Source organism: Embleya sp. NPDC055664 (assembly GCF_053618075.1).
Genome location: NZ_JBSHGZ010000015.1, coordinates 31,608 through 49,925 on the forward strand (window position 1 = coordinate 31,608; position 18,318 = coordinate 49,925).

13 protein-coding genes and 1 tRNA gene are annotated in these 18,318 nt (G+C 72.3%); 8 read left to right on the forward strand and 6 right to left on the reverse strand.

What is annotated here, in order from left to right:
- Positions 1-4 precede the first annotated feature (4 nt).
- A complete protein-coding gene (locus ACWGR4_RS23965) occupies positions 5-1,951 on the reverse strand; it encodes a glycoside hydrolase family 5 protein (protein WP_452129039.1) in 1,947 nt (648 codons plus the stop codon).
- Positions 1,952-2,300: 349 nt separating this feature from the next.
- Between ACWGR4_RS23965 and ACWGR4_RS23970 the strand changes: the two genes are divergently transcribed.
- Positions 2,301-2,374: transfer RNA gene (locus tag ACWGR4_RS23970), tRNA-Val, on the forward strand.
- A gap of 74 nt (positions 2,375-2,448) precedes the next feature.
- Here ACWGR4_RS23970 and ACWGR4_RS23975 read toward each other — a convergent pair.
- Positions 2,449-2,994, reverse strand: a complete 546-nt coding sequence (locus ACWGR4_RS23975) for an ATP-binding protein (RefSeq protein WP_452134234.1) — start codon at positions 2,992-2,994, stop codon at positions 2,449-2,451.
- Between the two features lie 331 nt (positions 2,995-3,325).
- On the opposite strand from ACWGR4_RS23975, the gene ACWGR4_RS23980 reads away from it, so the two are divergent.
- On the forward strand, positions 3,326-4,792 hold the full coding sequence (locus ACWGR4_RS23980; RefSeq protein WP_452129041.1) for a PP2C family protein-serine/threonine phosphatase: 1,467 nt from the start codon (positions 3,326-3,328) through the stop codon (positions 4,790-4,792).
- Positions 4,793-4,882: 90 nt separating this feature from the next.
- Positions 4,883-5,548 (forward strand): nitroreductase family protein, encoded by a 666-nt coding sequence (locus ACWGR4_RS23985; RefSeq protein WP_452129042.1) that lies wholly within the window; start codon positions 4,883-4,885, stop codon positions 5,546-5,548.
- Here the strand turns inward: ACWGR4_RS23985 and ACWGR4_RS23990 are convergent.
- Entirely contained in the window at positions 5,535-6,893 is a 1,359-nt protein-coding gene (locus ACWGR4_RS23990) for a diaminopimelate decarboxylase (protein ID WP_452129043.1), read from the reverse strand. The two genes, ACWGR4_RS23985 and ACWGR4_RS23990, sit on opposite strands and share 14 nt — an antisense overlap.
- 622 nt (positions 6,894-7,515) lie before the next feature.
- Between ACWGR4_RS23990 and ACWGR4_RS23995 the strand changes: the two genes are divergently transcribed.
- From ACWGR4_RS23995 to ACWGR4_RS24010, 4 genes are read left to right on the forward strand one after another with little or no spacing between them, the layout of a single operon-like run.
- Positions 7,516-9,138, forward strand: a complete 1,623-nt coding sequence (locus tag ACWGR4_RS23995) for an NAD(P)-binding domain-containing protein (RefSeq protein ID WP_452129044.1) — start codon at positions 7,516-7,518, stop codon at positions 9,136-9,138.
- Positions 9,139-9,143: 5 nt separating this feature from the next.
- Complete coding sequence (locus tag ACWGR4_RS24000; protein WP_452129045.1) at positions 9,144-10,286, forward strand: alpha-hydroxy acid oxidase; 1,143 nt, start codon at positions 9,144-9,146, stop codon at positions 10,284-10,286.
- Positions 10,283-11,731, forward strand: a complete 1,449-nt coding sequence (locus tag ACWGR4_RS24005) for a cytochrome P450 (protein WP_452129046.1) — start codon at positions 10,283-10,285, stop codon at positions 11,729-11,731. Before ACWGR4_RS24000 ends, ACWGR4_RS24005 begins: the two co-directional genes overlap by 4 nt.
- A gap of 13 nt (positions 11,732-11,744) precedes the next feature.
- Positions 11,745-13,019 (forward strand): cation:proton antiporter, encoded by a 1,275-nt coding sequence (locus tag ACWGR4_RS24010; protein WP_379995673.1) that lies wholly within the window; start codon positions 11,745-11,747, stop codon positions 13,017-13,019.
- 204 nt (positions 13,020-13,223) lie between these two features.
- Here the strand turns inward: ACWGR4_RS24010 and ACWGR4_RS24015 are convergent, their stop codons facing one another.
- The gene (locus tag ACWGR4_RS24015; protein WP_452129047.1) at positions 13,224-13,868 is read right to left on the reverse strand and encodes a helix-turn-helix domain-containing protein; all 645 of its coding nucleotides are present in this window, start codon (positions 13,866-13,868) and stop codon (positions 13,224-13,226) included.
- Positions 13,869-14,338: 470 nt separating this feature from the next.
- Positions 14,339-15,022, reverse strand: coding sequence for an FMN-dependent NADH-azoreductase (locus ACWGR4_RS24020; RefSeq protein ID WP_452129048.1), 684 nt, complete (start codon positions 15,020-15,022; stop codon positions 14,339-14,341).
- Positions 15,023-15,287: 265 nt separating this feature from the next.
- Here ACWGR4_RS24020 and ACWGR4_RS24025 point away from each other — a divergent pair, with 265 nt between their 5' ends.
- A complete protein-coding gene (locus ACWGR4_RS24025; protein WP_452129049.1) occupies positions 15,288-16,175 on the forward strand; it encodes a sigma-70 family RNA polymerase sigma factor in 888 nt (295 codons plus the stop codon).
- 21 nt (positions 16,176-16,196) lie between these two features.
- Here the strand turns inward: ACWGR4_RS24025 and ACWGR4_RS24030 are convergent, their stop codons facing one another.
- Complete coding sequence (locus ACWGR4_RS24030; RefSeq protein ID WP_452134235.1) at positions 16,197-18,101, reverse strand: FtsX-like permease family protein; 1,905 nt, start codon at positions 18,099-18,101, stop codon at positions 16,197-16,199.
- Positions 18,102-18,318: the final 217 nt, after the last annotated feature.

An 18,318-nucleotide genomic window follows, 5' to 3' on the forward strand; every position in this document is an offset into this window, starting at 1 on the left:
GCGTTCAGCTCAGGCGGGTGCAGAGGAGGGCGTCCGGGGTGCCGGACGAGCCGACTCGGCGGGTGAAGGCGACGCCGGCCGCGTACTCGTCGGCGTTGCACTGGCCCTTGTACGCACCGGGGGCGAACTCGCCGCCTGTGCCGTTGGTGCCGTTCGCCGGGCGGTTGTCGCCTCGGTCGAACCACAGGGTGCGGGCCCGGGTGCCGAGCGGGGCGCCGGCGGGTCGGGTGCACAGGGCCGCGGAGACGGTCGCGCCGCGCACGCTGTACCCGGTGATCGCCATGCCGGTGGGGCACTGGAGCTTGGTGTAGCCCGTCGCCCAGTCGTCGCGCACGTACGATTCGTCGCGCACCACCGTGGTGTCGGCGCCCGGCGCGCCGAGGTCGGGGCCGCCGATCGTGGTGCACAGGCCCCGGTTGCCGGTGTGGGCCAGGCCGATGATCCGCTCGCCGTCGGGGCATACGCCCTTGCGGGCGCCGGAGTCCCAGTCCGGTCGGGCGCGCATGCGCAGGGACGGTTGGGCGTCGGTGCTGCCCAGGTCGAGCATGTTCCATCGGGCGGACGGGGCGATCGGGCCGGTGCGGCCGGCGGCGCCGATCAGCCTGGTCCAGGCGGCGGCGCGCCAGTCGTTCGGGTCGTCGAGGATGCCGCTGCGTACGCCGTTGGGGTCGTAGCGCAGGAGGGCCCAGGAGTCTCCCCGGCCGTTGCCCTTCCAGCCGAGCAACGGCCAGTAGGCGAAGTCGAGATCGCGCGCGACGAGGTAGTCGGTGAAGTTGGTGAACCAGGCCCGCGCGGCCGGGTCGGTTTCCTCCGCGCCGGTGCCGAACTCGCTGATCCAGACGGGGGCGGTGTGGTGTTGCCCGTCGGTGGTCACGTATTGCGCCGATCGGTCTATCTCCGCGAACAGTTGATCACGCGTCAGGTCCTGGTAGCGGGCGTCGTGGGTCTCGCCGGTGCCGTACGCGCCGCTGTGGTTGGGGCCGGTGTACCCGTAGAAGTGCGCCGAGTAGACCAGCTTGTTCGGGTCGACGAGGGTGTGCGACAGGGTGCGGACCGGGGTCAGGGTCGGGCGGCCGTGCGGCAGGCCGTCGAGCGGGATGCCGGTCCAGTTGATGCCCTCGACGATGATCAGCAGATCCGGGTTGGCCTCGGTGAGGATGCGGTTGCCCGCCAGGAGGGAGGCGGCCTGCCAGTCCTTGTCGTTGCCCCAGCCCCAGTTCGGGTCGTCGGTGATGTTGCGGCGGACCTCGTTGTACAGATCGGCGCCGACCACCCGCTTGTTGGTTCGGTAGCGGTTTGCCATGGTGACCCAGTCGTTCGCCCAGTCGGTGGTGCTGCGCGAGGTGTTCCAGCGTTCGTTGCCGTCCAGGCCGCAGCACCAACGGGTGGTGCCGGTGTGGTTGTTCAGCACGACCGCGAAGCCGTCGGCGGTCAGTGCGGCGACCACGGCGTCGAAGACTTGGAGCGGGGTCTTGCCGCGCAGTTCCGGGTTGGCGGCGACCGCGGCGTCGGGCACGGGGGTGCTCGCGTGCACCATTTCGTTGGAGAAGGGCAGCCGGATGCTGTTGACGCCGACCGCGTGGAAGCCGGCCAGGATCGACGGCAGGCTCGCCCGGTCGAGCCCGAGCGGCATGCCGTTCGCGTTCTCGCCGCTGTGGTGGTTGGCGGGGTCGGCGATGTCGCCGGAGCCGTTCCAGGTGCCTTGGGCGCCCGCCCAGTTGGCGGAACGCAGCTTGAACCGTTGTCCGTTGGCGTCGACGATCCAGCGACCACTGGCCGAGAGGGGCGCGGCCCATGAGGCGGCGGCGGGCGCGGCGGCTGGGGTAGCGGCGCGGGCTTCGGTGGCGGCGTCGGCTTGGGTGGTGCTCAGGAGGCTGCCGGTGAGCGCGGCGACGGCGGCGCACGCGGCGAGGCCGACGCGGATGAGCGGTCGATGCCGGTTGCGATGCATGAGTACCTGCCTCAATCAGGGGTTTCGGGACCGGCCCGTGCAATCGCCCTACAACGAAAGCACCGGCAGCCCCGCCTCAACACCCGCATGCACGCGGCCCCGGCCGACCAGCCCGGCCCGCGAGACAGCGGACGAGCCGCGCCCATACCCGCGCACGGCCACAGCCGCTAGACCCTCCCACCCCAACCCAACGAACTCCAGCCCCACCCAGCCACCCCGAGCCCCAGCCGGCGCCCCACCCCCCTCGGCCCCGCCACCCCCGACGTGACCACCTCCACCCCGTGACCAGCCCCACCCCAACCCGGCACGACGCACCCCCACAGATTCGGTAGGCTGTCCTCTCACATCCGGGCGCATAGCTCAGTTGGTTAGAGCACTGCTCTTACAAAGCAGGGGTCGACAGTTCGAGTCTGTCTGTGCCCACCCTGTTTGACCTGCATGTTTACCTAGTTCGGGCATCCATCTCGCCAGATGGATGCCCGTTTTGGCTTTGTGGGCTATGCCGCTGCGAATGTGGTCATGAGGATCAGGGTTGCGCTGCTGCGGTGTGCGCGGCGTAGTGATGGGGGATGCGTACTCGGGTCGTGGTGGCTGTTGGTCGGGCTCGGGCCGGCCGGGGGTGGTGGGGGGGCTTCGAGGTCGGTCCAGATGGTTTTGCCGGTTCGGTGTGTGCGGATGCCCCAGCGGGTGGTGATTGTGTCGAGGATGTGTAGGCCGAAGCCGCCCTCGTGTTGGGGGCCCGTGTCGCGGCGGATCGGGGGGCGGGGGTTGGTGTCGGTGACCGGCAGGCGCACTCCGTGCATCGTGCGGCGTATGGCCAGGCCGATGGGGCCGTCGGTGTGCAAACGCGCGTTGGTCAGTAGCTCCGATACGACCAGGACGGCCGTTGCGATGTGGTCCTCGTCCCAGCCCCAGCCGGCGAGCGCCGCCCGCACCTCGTCCCGGGCCCGCCCGGCCGCGCCGGTCTGCCGTGGCACCCGCCACCGGAAAAGGGAACGGCGAAGTCGCGTCATGACCAGACCTTCCTCCGGGGCAAGGGACATGCGCGGACGGTGGACGGCACTTCGGCTCGGCGCCGGCGCGACGACCGCTCGTTTGGGCCGCGCCCGCACGCCTGCCCCCTGATCGGCGACTCAAGCCTCGGCCGGCCGCGAGGATCGGCGCGAGTTCGGCCCGGCGGATCGGGGGCAGGGATAGGTGGCTCCCCAAGGTGTGGACGACCTCGCCCACCACCGGAACCTGCACCACCGGTCGACGACGAGGGACGAACCGCGACCGCCCCCGTGCGGGCCACGTCCGCCGCCTCGGGGATGGGCGTACGGGCTCCCGCCGTCCTGGTGGGTGACTTCACGGGGGGCAGACGAGACGAGGCACATGTCCGAACGAACAGCCGTACCCCAAGCCCGGCCGACGAACGGGTCGTCGGCGGTGGAGGCGGACCGGATCGCGGCGGTGCGTCGCTACGACACCCTCGACACTTTGCCCGACGGCGCCTACGACCGGGTGGCGGCCCTCGCGGCACGGTTGTTCGACGTCCCCGTCGCGACCGTGACGATAGTCGACACCGATCGCATCCGATTCAAGGCCGTACACGGCCTGCCCGGCGTCACCGAGATCGGCCGTGACCCGGGCCTGTGCGACTCGGCGGTGCTGAGCGACGAGACCCTGATCATCCCGGACACGCTGGTCGATCCCGTTGCGTGCTCGAACCCGATGGTGGCCGGACCCATGGGGGTGCGGTTCTACGCCGGTGCCCCGATCGTTACCGCCGACGGCCACCGGCTCGGCACCGTCAACATCCTCGACACCCGCCCGCGCCGAGTCGAGGCCGCGGACGCGGCCACCCTCGCGGACCTGGCCGCGATAGTGCGCGACCAACTGGAGTTGCGGCTGTCCGCGCTGAACGCCGTCCGGGCCGAGCAGGAACGGAACCGGATCGCGCAGGACCGGCGCCGCGCGGAGGAGCAGGCGCGGCGCCGCGCGGAGCGGGACCGGGCCGCCATCGCCGCGTTCGCCTCCACGCTGCAACGGACCCTGATACCGCCGCTGTTGCCGGCCGTACCCGGCCTGGAACTGGCCTGCCACTACCAGACGGCCTCGCCGCAGGAGGTGGGCGGCGACTTCTACGACGTCTTCCCGCTCGGCGCCCGGCGGTGGGCGTTCTTCCTCGGCGACGTGTGCGGCAAGGGCGCCGAGGCCGCCACGGTCACCTCGTTGACCCGCTACACCCTGCGCGCCGCCGCCCTGATCGACGCCGACCCCACCGCCGCGCTCAGCGCGCTCAACACCGCCCTGCTGCTCGACGCCTCGGTGGGCACCCGATTCTGCACCGCGATCTTCGGCATGCTCGACCCGCACACCGACGGCGGATTCACCGTCACATTGGCCACCGGCGGCCATCCCCCCGCCTACCACCTCAGCCCCGACCCGGACGCGGGCGTGCGGGTGGAGACCGTACGGGCCGAGGGCGGCATGCTCGTCGGCGCCTTCGCCGACGCCACGTTCGCCTCCCGCACCCTGCATCTGGCCCACGGCCAGGGCCTGCTCCTGTACACCGACGGACTCACCGAGGCCCGTACCGCCGAAGGCGCCAGACTCGACCAGGAGGGCCTGACCGCCTTCCTGGCCCTGCGTCCCGGCCCCCTCACCGCCGGGTCCCTCGTCGAGGACACCGTCGCCCTCCTGGGCACGCTGCCCGACTCCGACCGCGACGACGTCGCCCTGCTCGCCCTGTCCGTCCCGGCGCGCGACACCGCGACGGCCCCGGGCATCACCGCGACGGCCCACAGCACGACCCCCACCGCCGCCACCCTCATCGGGCCGCAGCGCCGACACCGATGAACCGCCGGGATGGTGCCGGTCACCTCTTTGTTTCCCGAGTCGTCACAGGTGTAGGTGGGCGTGGTCAGGGGGTGTGGGAGGTGGTTGTGCTTGGACGTGTACGAGGCCGTGGCGACTCGGCGTGCGGTGCGCGGTTTCACCGGTGACGCGGTTCCGCGGGAGGTGCTGGAACGAGTGCTGTCGGCCGCGTCCCGAGCGCCTTCCGGAGCCAATCTTCAGCCCTGGAACACCTACGTGCTCGCCGGTTCCGCACTGGATCGGCTCAAGAAGCGCACCGCCGAGCGGGTGGCCGCGGGTGATCCCGGAGACGCGCGGGAGTACGAGATGTACCCGCCCGAACTGGGCGCGCCCTACCGCGAGCGGCGGTCCGCGGCTGCCGAGCAGCGCTATGGCGCGCTCGGCATTTCGCGTCGGGACACGCGGGCGCGCGCACAGGCCGTGACCGCGAACTGGGACTGCTTCGGGGCACCCGCCGCGCTCTTCTGCTTCATCGACCGCGAGATGGGATCCGCCCAGTGGGCCGATCTCGGCATGTATCTCCAGACGGTCATGCTGCTGCTGCGCGCGGAGGGCCTGCACAGTTGCCCGCAGATGGCATGGTCGGTGTATCGGGCGACCGTCGCGGAGGTCGTGTCACCCCCGGAGGGGCTGATTCTGTACTGCGGCATGTCGATCGGCTTCGAGGACCCGACCACGCGTCCCTTCTGCACGGACCGGGCCCCGATCACCGAGACGACGACCTTCATGACGGACTGATCCCCTTTATCGCGGTGGTCAGGGATTCGATGTGGGTTGTGCCGCTGTCGGTGAGGACCTCGGTGAGGGTCTGGGCCGGGCGGATCGGGGCGAAGGTGGTTTCGCCGGTCGAGGTGGTGCGGTAGCCGTGGATGGCCGGGCGGGGGAGCGAGTTGTAGGAGAAGTGGGTGGACAGGGAGTAGGCGCCCGTGTCGTGGAGGGCGAGGATGTCGCCCGGTTCGAGTACGGGCAGGTCGCGGGCGATCGCCGAGAGGTCGCCGGCGAAGCACAGCGGGCCCGCGATGTCGTGGGGTTCGGTCGGGCCGGACTTCGGCCGGCCCTTCGCGTCGAACGCGTCGATGCGGATCGGCCACGCCTGGGGCATCGACATGGCGCGGGTGAGGATCTGGCCGCCCGCGTGGGTGACGGCGATGCGTCGGCCGCCGGTGGTCTTGGTGTATTCGACGATCGACGCGACGGTGCCGTTCTTGGCGAAGATCGAGCGGCCGAACTCGGTGATCAGGTCATAGCGGCCGTCGAACAGGGTCGGTACGGCCCGGCGCAACTCGGCGACGTAGTCGGCGAAGGTCGGCGTGTCGGTGTCGTCGGCGAAGTTCACCGGCAGGCCGCCGCCGATGTCCAGGCCGGTGACCCGGCGCTGCCCGACCTCGGCGTTCACCCGCTCGGCCAGCGCGTGGGCCGCCGCCACGCCCTCGGCCATCAGCGGCAACGGGCAGCCCAGCGAGCCGACATGGGTATGGATCCGGGTCAGCCACGGGTGGCGGACGAACGCCTGGACGACCGCCTCGGTCGCGCCCTCGTCGCGCAGCGCCACGCCGAACTTCGACGTCGCCGTGGCCGTACTCGTGGAGTCCACCGAACCGCGGCCCACCTGGGGATTGACCCGGATCCCGAGCGGCGCCGGCGCGGGCCCACCGGCGAGCAGGGCGTCGACGCGGGCCAGTTCCTGGAGGTTGTCCACGTTGAGCGCGATGCCGTGGGCGAGGGCGAACTCCAGCTCCGCGACGGTCTTGATCGGGCTGTCGTACACGATGCGCTCGGGCGGGAAGCCGGCCGCCAGCGCCAGCCGCAGCTCGCCGGGTGAGGCGACCTCGCAGTCCATCCCCGCGTCCGCCATCAGCCGCATCACCGGCGCGAGGGCGCACGCCTTGGCCGCGAAGGCGTGCCGGACCGGGGCCGGGGCGAAGGCCGCGTGCAACTCGGCGACCGTGCCGAGCAGCCCGTCCACGTCCAGCAGCCCGACCAGCGGTTCGGCCGCGCCCAGCAGCCCCTGCCGCACGGCCGCCGCCACCGCCGCGTCCCGAGCCGTGCGCCGCCGCCGAGCCGCATCGGAAGTCGTCTCCACCGGATCTCCTCGTCGCTGGTCGCTCGTCACTCGCCGCGCGCCCACGCCCACCTCGGGGGCACCTCCGTCGCGCGGGAGGGCATTGCCGGCGCCGCCCTGCCGGACGCCCGCAAGCCCAGCATCCCCACCCCGGTCGCGCCGAACATCGTCGAGCGCGACGAACCGTCGGCTCGACGTTGTGGCGGGCGACGACCGCGCCTTGCGTCTTCGCCGCGGTCGTTTCGGCGGCGCGGCTCCGCCGGTGGTCCGGACCGGCCCGCCCCGCGCGACGAACCCGAGCCGGACCGATCCGGTGCGCTGTTCGCGTCATCATTCGGTTGCGTCGTGTGGTTGCCCGGCGTGACCCTCGTTACTACCGTGTTTGTTGAGTCTTCAAGGGATTAGACGTCACGCCGCGATTCTCGGCCGCGGCCGGACCGTTCAGCGCCGCCCTGCCCCATCGGCCCCCGACCACGCCCGCCCGGTCGGCACCCGCGCCCGCGCCCGCGCAGCCCCTGTACCCCGCCGCGCCCGCACGCCCCCGTGCACTTCCCGCGACACCGTCCCCATCCGTCTCCGTCCGTTCCTATCCGTCCCCACCGGTCTCCGGGCCCGTCCTCGCCCGGAGCGGAAGGAGAGTTCGATGACCTCCGTATCGAGCACGCCCACCGTCTCCGCCACGCAACCCGACCTCCTCGACTACCTGGTGATCGGCGCCGGCCCCGCCGGGCTCCAGATCGCGCAGTTACTCCAGGCCGCCGGGCACGGCTACCGGGTCCTGGAGAGTGGCCGCACCCCGGGCACTTTCTTCCGGACCTTCCCGCGGCACCGCAAACTGATCTCCATCAACAAGGTGTACAACGGCACCGACGATCCCGAGCTGAACATGCGGATGGACTGGAACTCGCTCCTGTCCCCGGATCCCGAGCTGTTGTTCACCCGGTACAGCAAGCGCTACTTCCCGCACGCCGACGACCTCGTGCGCTATCTGGCCGACTTCGCCGCCGCATTCGACCTGGACATCGCCTACGACACCCGGGTCGGGCGGATCGGGCGCCGTGCCGACGGCGGATTCACCGTGACCGACCAGCGCGGGACGCGACACCACGCCCGGCGGCTGATCGTGGCCACCGGACTGACCCGGCCCAACACCCCCGATATCCCGGGCATCGAGACCGCCGACGACTACTCGACGGTGTCCGTGAACCCGGAGGACTTCGTCGATCAGCGGGTCCTGATTCTCGGCAAGGGCAACTCCGCGCTGGAGACCGCGGACAACCTCCTGGAGACCGCGGCGGTGATCCACGTGGCCGGGCCGCACTCCATCCGGCTCGCCTGGAACACCCACTTCGTCGGACACCTGCGCGCGATCAACGCCAACTTCCTCGACACCTACCAACTCAAGCTGCGCAACGCGGTGTTGGACGGCCGCGTGTTGTCCGTGGACAAGGGCGGCGACGCGGGGCGCTACCGGGTGCGGTTCGCGTTCTCGCGCGCCGACGAGGTGGTCAAGGAACTCCACTACGACCGGGTCCTGGTCTGTACGGGCTTCCGCTTCGACGCCTCGATCTTCGCTCCGGACTGCCGCCCCGAACTCGCCATCGACGACCGGTTCGCCGCGCTGTCCCCGGCCTACGAGTCGGTGAACGTGCCCGGACTGTACTTCGCCGGCACCCTGATGCAGCAGCGCGACTTCAAGAAGTCCACCGGAGGCTTCATCCACGGCTTCCGCTACGCCGTCCGCGCGCTGAGCCACATCCTCGACGAGCGATACCACCAACGACCCTGGCCGCAGCGCACGTTGGCGGCCACGCCCGTCGCGCTCGCGGATGCCGTGGTGGCCCGGGTCAATCGCAGCTCGGCGCTGTGGCAGCAGTTCGGCGTGATCGGGGACCTGATCGTGGTCGACCACGACGGAAACGCGCACTACCGCGAGGAGGTGCCGGTCGACTACGCGCACGAGAGCCGATCGCCCGACGGCGGCGACTACTTCACCATCACCCTCGAATACGGGCCCGACCACGACAAGGTCGACCCGTTCGACATCACCGTGCGCCGCACCGCGCAGAACTCGGTGGACGGTTCCATCGACGCCGCCTATCTGCACCCGGTGATCCGGCACTTCCGGGACGGTGAGTTGTCGGCCACGCACAACATGACGGAGAACCTGGAGAACGAGTGGGACCACCCGCAGGTCCACCACGCCCCACTCGTGGCCTTCCTCGCCCGCGAACTGGACCGGCGGCCGAGCCCGGCCGGGCGGTGAGCGGGGTGCGGTTCACCGTGTACGACTTCGAGGAGGCCGCGCGCGCCCGACTGGATCCCGTATACGCCGACTTCATCGCGGGTGGAGCGCGCGACGAGATCACCGTACGGGCCAACGAGGCGGCGTTCGCCCGACTGCGACTGCTGCCCCGGGTGTTGCGCGGCAGCGCCGAACGTGACCTGGGCGTAGGCCTGTTCGGCGGTCGCGCACGTCTGCCGATCCTGCTCTCGCCGACGGCCTTCCACAAGCTGGTCGATCCGGGGGGAGAGGCGGCCACCGCCCGGGCCGCGGCCGCCGCCGGGGCGATCATGATCGTCTCCATGGCGTCCACGGTGGCGGTGGGCGAGGTCGCCGACGCGGCCCGCGCCGCCGCCGAGCCCGGCCAGGCACCGCCGCTGTGGTTCCAGCTCTACCTCCAACCCGACCCGGGGATCACCGAGGCGCTGGTGCGCCGGGCCGAGGAGGCCGGCTGTACCGCCCTCGTGGTCACCGTGGACTCCCCGGTGCTCGGCGCGGGCGAGCGCAACCGGCGCAACGCGTTCCACGACCTGCCGCCGGGGATGCGCTGCGAGAACCTGGTGGATCTGCGGGACGGCGAGCGCGGGCACGTACGGCAGATCGCGATGTCCCCGGACCTCTCCTGGGAACACGTGGATCGATTGAGGCGGTTCACCGATCTGCCGGTCCTGCTCAAGGGTGTGCTGCATCCCGAGGACGCCCGGCTCGCGGTTCGGCACGGTGTCGACGGACTGCTGCTGTCCAACCACGGTGGTCGCCAACTCGACACCGTGCCACCGACGTTGGAGCTGCTGCCCGAGCTGGTCGCCGCGGTGGCGGGGCGCATCCCGATCGTGCTGGACGGCGGGATCCGCAGGGGCACCGACGTGGTCAAGGCGCTGGCGCTCGGCGCGGTCGCCGTGGGCATCGGCCGACCGGTGATGTGGGCGCTGGCCGAGGGCGGCGAGAAGGGCGTACGACGGCTGCTGCACCTGCTGCGGGACGAACTCGACGACGCGCTGGCCCTGTGCGGCGCCTCCGGACTCGCCGATCTGACGCCCGACCTGGTCCGGGTGCCGGGGTGGGGATCCGCGCCCGGTCCCACCGTGACGCCGGGGGCGGACACCCGATTCGGCGGGGTGGTCGCATGAGCGCCGTCGGCTGGTCGATCGTCGGCGCGGTCGTGCTCCCGATGGTGGTGCTGCCCTACTGGCTGCCGGGGATCGTGGTCGCGCTGCGCGTTCGCATCTTCGCCCGGGCAGGCGGTGCGGACGGTGTGCGCGCGCCCGGACCCGAGGTGCCCGCCGAGGAGTTCAAGCGGGTGTACGGGCACCCGGCAGCGGACGGCCGCAGTCGCGGCGCCGCCCTGTCCGACCTGTTCTGGTACTGGCTGGCCCCGGGTCCGGAGGTGCACCAGGAACACCTGGAGCCCGGGCCCCGCTACGACGACGTGGCCAGGACCACCCGACGGATCCTGGCGGGCATCTCCCGGGAGCAGTGGACCGAACTGGTCGGCCGCTGCACGCGCAATGTCCTCGACGAACTGACCGGCGGCGAACCGGCGCCCGGTGAACCGCGCGAACACCCGTGCGCAGCAAGGACCTTGCACGTGCGTCTGCGCGACCTGACGATGCCCGTCTGGGCCGAGGTCTACTACGAGGTGGTCTTCCGCGAGCCCTGCCCGCGCCACGTCCGAAACCTGATCACCGATCACGCGAACGACGTGGTCGACTCGATCAAGTGCCTGGGCCTTCGGCACATGGACCGGCGGGCCCGGCTCACCGACCACCTGCGGGCCCGGCTCGCCGACGACCCGCCGCCCGGGCCGCTGCCGGAGTCGCTGGACCGGCGGGAGCAGGCGTACTACCTCCAGGGCACGTTCTTCAACACCGCCGTGGTGCAGATGTCGGAGGCGTCGGCCCACCTGCTGCTGGCCCTGGCCACACACCGCGACGTGCAGGCCCGCCTCCAGGCGCCCGGCTCGGATCCGGATCAGCTGGATCGGATCATCGACGAAACGCTGCTGCACTTCCCGCTCTTCGGCGTGGCGCACCGGATCACCTCGGGAGAGATTCCCCGGGAGGGACGCGAGCCCATCCCGGCCGGCTCGGTACTGCTGTTCAACTACCCCGAGTATCAGGGTTCCCAGGGCCTCGCCTTCGACCCCGATCGGTGGTTGCGCCCGGACACCCGGCCCGCCGAATACATCCCGTTCGGCGTCACCGCCAATCGCCCGTGCCCGGCCCGCGGCTTGGCCCTGCTCACGCTGCGGGTCGCGGCCGAGGAGACGTTGCGCCGCTTTCGGCTCGACTCCTCGGCGCAGCACACCCGTTCCCTGCCCAACCGAGGACCCTGCCTGCTCATCCCGCGCACCGATCCGGTCGCCGCGACCCCGCGCCGGCCCCGGGTCCGGCTCGCGGTGATGCGCCTCACGGACCGATGGGCTGCCGTCCCACGCAGCCTCACCCAACTCGTGCTCGGCGCCTACATGGTTCATGACGCCCGCCGACGAGGGTTGTGCCGCGCCTACTTCGGTGCCGCGTCCGCCGGTCCCGCCTCCGCCGGTCCCGCGCCCTCCGTTCCCGCCGGCCGATGAGAGGGGCGAGGCGATGACTCCGTCGGAACTCGCGCCCGTGTTCTTCCTGGCCGTCGTGGTGATCCTGCTGACGTGTCGGCTGGTCGTCCTCGTGGTGGGCCGCTTCGGACAGCCGCCCGTGGTCGGCGAGATGATCGCCGGAGTGCTGCTCGGCCCCTCCCTGTTCGGGCTGGTCGCCCCCGGCACCTCCGCCGAGGTGTTCCCGCCGGAGCTGAAACCGGTGTTGTACGTGGCCGGCCAAATCGGCCTGGTGGCCCTGATGTTCGCCGCCGGTTACGAATTCCGGGCGCACGCCGGGCGCGGACTGGCCGGCACCGCGGTCGCGGTCTCCGCCGCCGGGGTGGTGATCCCGCTGATCCTGGGCATGGGGCTGACCCTGGCGGCGTACGGGCACGTGGGCATCTTCGTCGACGGGGTGTCGGTCTGGGTCACGGCGGCCTTCGTCGGCGTCGCCCTGGCGATCACCGCGTTTCCGATGCTGGCCCGGATCATCACCGAACGCGGCCTGTCCGGGACCCGGTTCGGCTCCCTCGCGCTTGCCTCCGGCGCCACCGACGACGCCCTCGCCTGGATCATGCTGGCGGGGGTGCTGGGCGGGGCGTCCGGCGAGGTGCGACCGGTCGTCAAGACGATCGGCGGCTCCCTGCTGTTCGTCGTGGTGCTGCTCCTGCTGGGGCGCCTGCTGCTCCGGTGGATCGTGGAGCGTCCGGGGCTCGGCGACGACACCCGACTCCTGCTCGTCGTCGTGGTGTTGTTCTGCGCCGCGTGGTTCACCGACAAGATCGACCTCTACGCGGTGTTCGGCGCGTTCTGTGTCGGGATGGCCATGCCGCGCGGAGAGAACTCGGAGCGGCTGGTGCGGTCCACCCAGTCCGTGACCCAGGTGGTGTTCGTGCCGATGTTCTTCACCTACTCCGGACTGAACACCCGGTTCGACGTGTTCGCCGACCCGTCGGTGATGGTGTTCGGGGCGACGGCGGTGATCGTCGCGGTGGCCGGCAAGTTCGGTGGCTGCTGGGCCGCCGCACGACTGCGCGGGGAGCCCCGGCCGGTGGCCGTGCGGGTCGGCGTACTGATGAACGCCCGGGGGCTGATGCAGCTGATCGCGCTCAACATCGGGCTTGCGGCGGGCATCGTCGGCGACGAACTGTTCGCGGCGCTGGTCCTGGTCGCCCTGATCACCACGATCATGACGGTTCCGCTGTTGAGCCTGTTCGATCGGCGCGAGGCGGGCGCGCGGGCGCACGCGGGGGCGAGTCGGGAAGAGGAGGCGGTGGCGTCGGGTTGAGCGGCCGGTGTGCGCGGCTCGGGTGAAGGGCAACGCCGCGCGATGGTAGGGGGTTCGAGGCGGGGGCCCGGCCCGGCGGGGGTGCCGGGCCGTGCCCTGTACGGGTGGTGTCTGTGTCGTTGTGTGGGGACGGCCTCGCCGGGGCGGAGGGCGGGGACCCTTGTGGTGCGTGCGCGCGGTGTGCGTGAGTGGTGATTGCAGGGCTCAGCGTTTTGCGATGCTTCGGGTGCCGGATCCGGCGTCGGTACGGCGGCCGAGGAGATGTGCGACGGCCGCGCCCAGGCCGGCGAGGCCGCCGGTGGCTTTGGGTCTGCGGGCGAATCCGGTGAGGCGGCTCTTCCGGTCGAGCGGGGCCGGGGGTTCGGCTCGTTTGCTCTGGTTGACGCGCGTAACCTCCCGGTCGGGCTTGCCGGTCGGCTCGGTGCCTGGGGGACCGGGTGCTGCGGCGGGGGGTGCCGGGGAGCGGGCCGAGGTGTCGAGTGTGGGTGTCGGTGTGCCGAGGGTCTCCGTGCTGCCCAGGACGGTGCTTTCCCGGATCGCGGTCAACCGGGCCGCGCGTTCGGCCAACGCCCGTGCGTGTAGTTCGAGCAGGAGTCCCCGCGGAAGCTCGAACAGGCGCTCGTAGGCGAGCAGGAGCGGTTCGCCGGGCATGCGTCGGGCCTTCTCGAAGTCGGCGAACGCACTGTGCGAGCTGTATCCGAGAGATCGGGCGAGGGCTCGGAGGGAGAGTCCGCGCTCCAGGCGCAGGCGGTACAGGGTCAATCCCAACTCCCGGTGGCACGAGCCGATCGGCCGGGGCGCCGGGAGTTCGGCGCCCGTCGGCTCCTCGGGTCGCCGCGCGGCCGTCATCTCGCGGTTCCTTCGCAACGGGGTAAGTGCGACATCTGGTGGTTCCTCCTTGGGGTGAAGGTGGTGCCTCCGGTGCGCTTGACGCCCTGTCCTGTCCCGTCGAGCCGTGGTGGTGGTCGAACGGGGCCGGCGGAGATCGTAGGGGGTGGATCTCCGTACACGACGTGCCGAACCTCGACGTGGGAAAACGTGGTGCTCGGGAAGGGGTTCGGGTCGCCACTGAGCATAGCCGGCACCGATCGCAGGCATTCCGGCTCGCACATAACGGCGAATCCGGCCGCGATGGCTGATTGTTGCCGGTGCCCGACGGGCCGGATGGCCGATGCGGGCGCGTATCGGGGCTGTACTCGATCTGTACCCAATATGTTCGCGGACGCGAAAATCGCGGCCGGAGAGGCCGCATGACGGTCCGTCGGGTGCGCCGAGGAGGCGGAGGCGGGTGCCGTCGCGCCCCCTCGGCGACGGGTCGGTCAGGCCGTGATCGGCTCGGGTGCAGGGGAGTTGGGGGCGGCGTGCAGCCGGTCGGCGATGGCGCGGGCGTGGCGGATCGTGTCGGCTCGGGCGTCGACGAGGCACTGGTGGGCGAGCGGACGCAGGTCCGCGAGGGCGGGATTGACGTCGGCGGCGGTGAGTTCGGCCGTGGCGGCGGCCACGTCCAGGCCCCAGACGTCGCCGAGGATGCGGTGCAGGTACGGCGTGGCGTGGTCCCAGCCGGCGCGGGGGGTGCCGGGAGCGTAGCCGCCGCCCCGGGCCTGGACGAGCAGGGCCGGGCGGCCGGGCACGATCGGGCGGCTGACGTCGGCGGCGCGGTGGTCGGTGATGATCAGGTCGATCCAGGTCTTGACCTGCTGGGGGACGCCGAAGTTGTACATCGGCACGGCGAGGAGGAAGGCGTCGGCGGACAGGAACTCGTCGGCCAGTTCCGTGCCGAGCGCGGTCGCCGCGCGTTGTTCCCGGGTACGGGCGTGCTCCGGCGTCGTCCGGCTCGCCTCGGCGATCGGCCAGACCGGGGGCAGGGGATGACGACCCAGGTCGCGCCGGACGAACTCGGCGTCCGGGAACGCGCGGGCCCACTCGGCCTCGGCGAGGTCGGCGAGGGATCGGCTGATCGAGCCTTCGACGCGGATGGCGGCGTCGAGACGGAAGAACTTCACGGGGGGCTCCTGGGGCGTCGGGGTGGGGCGTCGGGCCGGTGTCGGGGCGGTGTCGGGGCGTGCGGGAGCGCGCCGGGGCGGCCCGGCGTAGGGGGGCGGGATCTCGGGTTTTCGGGCTCGGGCCACGCCTGCCGCGCGCGGCACGGGTGCCGCGAGAGGCCGATGGGTCGGCGGTAAAGTCGGCTGTCGTCTCCTCCATCGATCGGCATCGTGCTCGGTAGCGGCTCTTCTCCCCTCTGACTGATGCCTGATCGGAAAGGTGACCATGAACGGAACCGAGGCCCTGGCCGAGCGCTTCGAGGCACATCGTGAGCACCTGCGCACGGTCGCCTATCGCATGCTCGGCTCGCTGGACGACGCCGACGACGCCGTGCAGGCGGCCTGGTTGCGGGTCGACCGGGCGGGGATCGACGGCGTCGAGAACCTGGGCGGGTGGCTGACCACGGTCACCGCGCGGGTGTGTCTCGACATGTTGCGGATCCGTCGGACCCGAGGCGAGGAACCGCTGACGGCGGCGCCGGAGGCGGTCCTGGAGCGGCCGGGCGGGCCCGAACCCGAACACGAGGCGGTGCTGGCCGAGTCCGTGGGCCTGGCCATGCTGGTCGTACTCGGCCGGCTGACCCCCGCCGAGCGGGTTGCCTTCGTCCTGCACGACATGTTCGCCGTGCCGTTCGCCGAGATCGCGCCGGTGGTGGGACGTACGCCGGTGGCGAGCAAGAAGCTGGCCAGCCGGGCGCGCGAGCGGGTACGGGGGCGGGCCGCGCTCGACGAGGTCGACCTGGCCCGCCACTACACCGTGGTTGACGCGTTCCTGGCCGCCTCGCGCGGCGGCGATCTGGACACACTGGTCGAACTGCTCGCGCCGGACGTGGTGCGCCGCGTCGACCGGTTCGCGGTACCGACCGGGGTGGCCGGCGAGGTCCGGGGTGCGTGGGAGGTGGCCGAGGAGACCCGGATGTTCGCCCACCGGGCCCGGCTGGGCGCGGTCGCCCTCGTCGACGGGCGGCCCGGCATCGTGATCGCGCCGGGTGGGCGACTGTTCGCGGTACTGCGGCTGAGCTTCGCGGACGGGCGGATCACCGACATCGAGGTGATCGCGGAGCCGGCGCGGTTGGCCGGGGTGTCGCTGGGCGCGGGGCGGCCGGGCGACTGAGCCGACCGCCCGGGTCCGGTGTCAGCGGGTGCGGGGCGGGGCGATGGCGCGGTGGGCGGTCAGGGCGGCGGCGGGGACGGCCACCGTCGCGGATGCCGCCGCCGTCAGGGCGATCGCGGTCCACGGCATCGCGATCGGGCCCACGCCGACCAGCAGTGCGAGCGCGGTCCACAGGGGTAGCAGGGTCAGGGCGGTGGCCGCCAGGCCCAGGAGGACGCCCAGTGCCACGGTCAGCCCCGCCTCGGTGGCCGCCGTGCGTCGCACCTGGGCGGGCGTCGCGCCGGCCGACCGCAAGGCCCGCCAGGCGGGGGCCTGGTCGGCGGCCGACATCGCCGCCGTGTTCGCGATGGCCGCGCACCCGTAGAGCACGGCGATACCCAGCACGAACACCACCGCGAGTCGTTTGCGGTCCTCGCCCGGCCCGCCGACCTGCGCCGCGGCCCACTCGCGGCCGGTGCGCACCCGCGCGTCGTGCCGGGCCGCCGCGGCGCGGACCGCCCGTTCGGCCCCCTCCCGGTCGGTCCCCGGGCGCACCCGAACGAACGTGTCCGGCCGCGCTTCCGCCGGCGCGTACGACCGGCTCAGCAGCACCGGCGCGCCGCTCGCTCCCGGGGCGACCGTGGCGACGATCCGCAACAGGTGTTCGCTTCCGTCGGCCGAGCGCACCGGAATCCGCGCCCCGACGGCGTGCTGCTCCCAGTCGTCCGGGACGACGACCCCGTCCTCGTCCAGATCGGCGATCGCACCGGACGCGACCCGCAGGCGCAGCGCGTCGCCCAGGGCCCGCGGGTCGACCGCGTACGCCTCCACGGCGATCCACTTCGACGCGGCGGGGGTCATCTTCACCGTCATCGGCACCGGCGTGGTGGCGGCCACCCCGGGTATCGCGCGCAGCTCGTCGGCCGGCACGCGGGCGTCGACGACGAAGTCCGCGGCGATTCGAGCCCGGTTCTCCCGGACCTTCGCCGCCTGCACGGTATCCGCCCCCGCCATCAGCGTGGCCGCGAGCGCGACCGTCATCAGCACCGGCGCGACCGTGGCGGCCGTACGCCTCGGTGCCGCCGCCGCGCCCGAGCGGGCGAGTTCGAAGACGAGCGGGGCACGGCGCGCGGTCATCCGCCGCAGGGCGTGCAGCAGCCCCCGAATCGCCGGCGGTGCCAAAAGCGCGACCCCGGGGATCATCAGCATCGGGGCGACCGAGCGGTGCTTGCGGTGGATCGCCTCCTCCGGCATGAGCAGCGCGGTCGTCAGCAGGTAGCCGAACACCGAGACCAGCAGGATCGCGCCGACGATCAGCCGCCCTCGCGCCGCCTCGGGCTCGTCGAGTTCCGCCTGCCGCAGTGCCTCGACGGGACGTACGCGCGCCGCCTGCCGGGCCGCGGTGACCGCGCCGCACAGGGCCACGGCCACGCCGGTGGCGAAGGCGGCGTACAGGGGCCACATCGCCCGGCTCGCCGGCAGCCCGGCGGGCGCCAGGTCGTGCCGCCCGAGCCAGGCCAGGAGCTCGGGCGCCGCCCAGCGCCCCAGCAGGCACCCCAGGACGCCCGCGGGCACGGACAACAGCGCCGCTTCGCGCAGCACCATCCGCCGCACCCGGCGCGGGGTCGCGCCCACGGTGCGCAACAGCGCGAACTCGCGCCGACGCCGGGCGACCGAGAACGCGAACGTCGAGGTCACCACGAACACGGTGGCGAACGTCGCGGTGCCGACCGCGGTACCGGCCAGAGCGTTCGTGGTGACCAGGGCGTCGTGGTCGTCGCCCGTGCCGTGGGCCGTGGCCGACGACGCGAGCACGAGCAGCATCGCGGTGACAGCGGCGACGCCGAGCGCGAGTGTCACGAAGCTTCCGGCGAGATCGGCGAGCCTGCCGCGGACGGCGGAGAGTACGGCGGGGCGCCTGTGGGCGCGGGCAAGGGTCGAAGGCACCCCACAAGTCAATCCACGTCGACCCCCGGTGCCCATGGTGCCGACGCCCGGCGGCTCCTGGGGACAACCCCCGGCCGGCTCCCGGGAGGATGCCCCGCTCCGCCGGGTGCGGCCGTCGTCCGGTGCGCGGCGATCCGGGCCTCCAGGACCGCCGAGCCGGGGTCAGTCGTTCGGGGGAGCTTCGGTCGCCGGGTGGGTGGGGCGGGGATACGGTGTT

What these genes read in the sequence shown, in the direction of transcription:
- ACWGR4_RS23975 (WP_452134234.1), bottom strand. Translation starts at nt 2,994, where the DNA reads ATGTCCCTTGCCCCGGAGGAAGGTCTGGTCATGACGCGACTTCGCCGT.
- ACWGR4_RS23965 (WP_452129039.1), bottom strand. Translation starts at nt 1,951, where the DNA reads ATGCATCGCAACCGGCATCGACCGCTCATCCGCGTCGGCCTCGCCGCG.
- ACWGR4_RS24010 (WP_379995673.1), top strand. Translation starts at nt 11,745, where the DNA reads ATGACTCCGTCGGAACTCGCGCCCGTGTTCTTCCTGGCCGTCGTGGTG.
- ACWGR4_RS24015 (WP_452129047.1), bottom strand. Translation starts at nt 13,868, where the DNA reads ATGACGGCCGCGCGGCGACCCGAGGAGCCGACGGGCGCCGAACTCCCG.
- ACWGR4_RS24005 (WP_452129046.1), top strand. Translation starts at nt 10,283, where the DNA reads ATGAGCGCCGTCGGCTGGTCGATCGTCGGCGCGGTCGTGCTCCCGATG.
- ACWGR4_RS24025 (WP_452129049.1), top strand. Translation starts at nt 15,288, where the DNA reads ATGAACGGAACCGAGGCCCTGGCCGAGCGCTTCGAGGCACATCGTGAG.
- ACWGR4_RS23995 (WP_452129044.1), top strand. Translation starts at nt 7,516, where the DNA reads ATGACCTCCGTATCGAGCACGCCCACCGTCTCCGCCACGCAACCCGAC.
- ACWGR4_RS23980 (WP_452129041.1), top strand. Translation starts at nt 3,326, where the DNA reads ATGTCCGAACGAACAGCCGTACCCCAAGCCCGGCCGACGAACGGGTCG.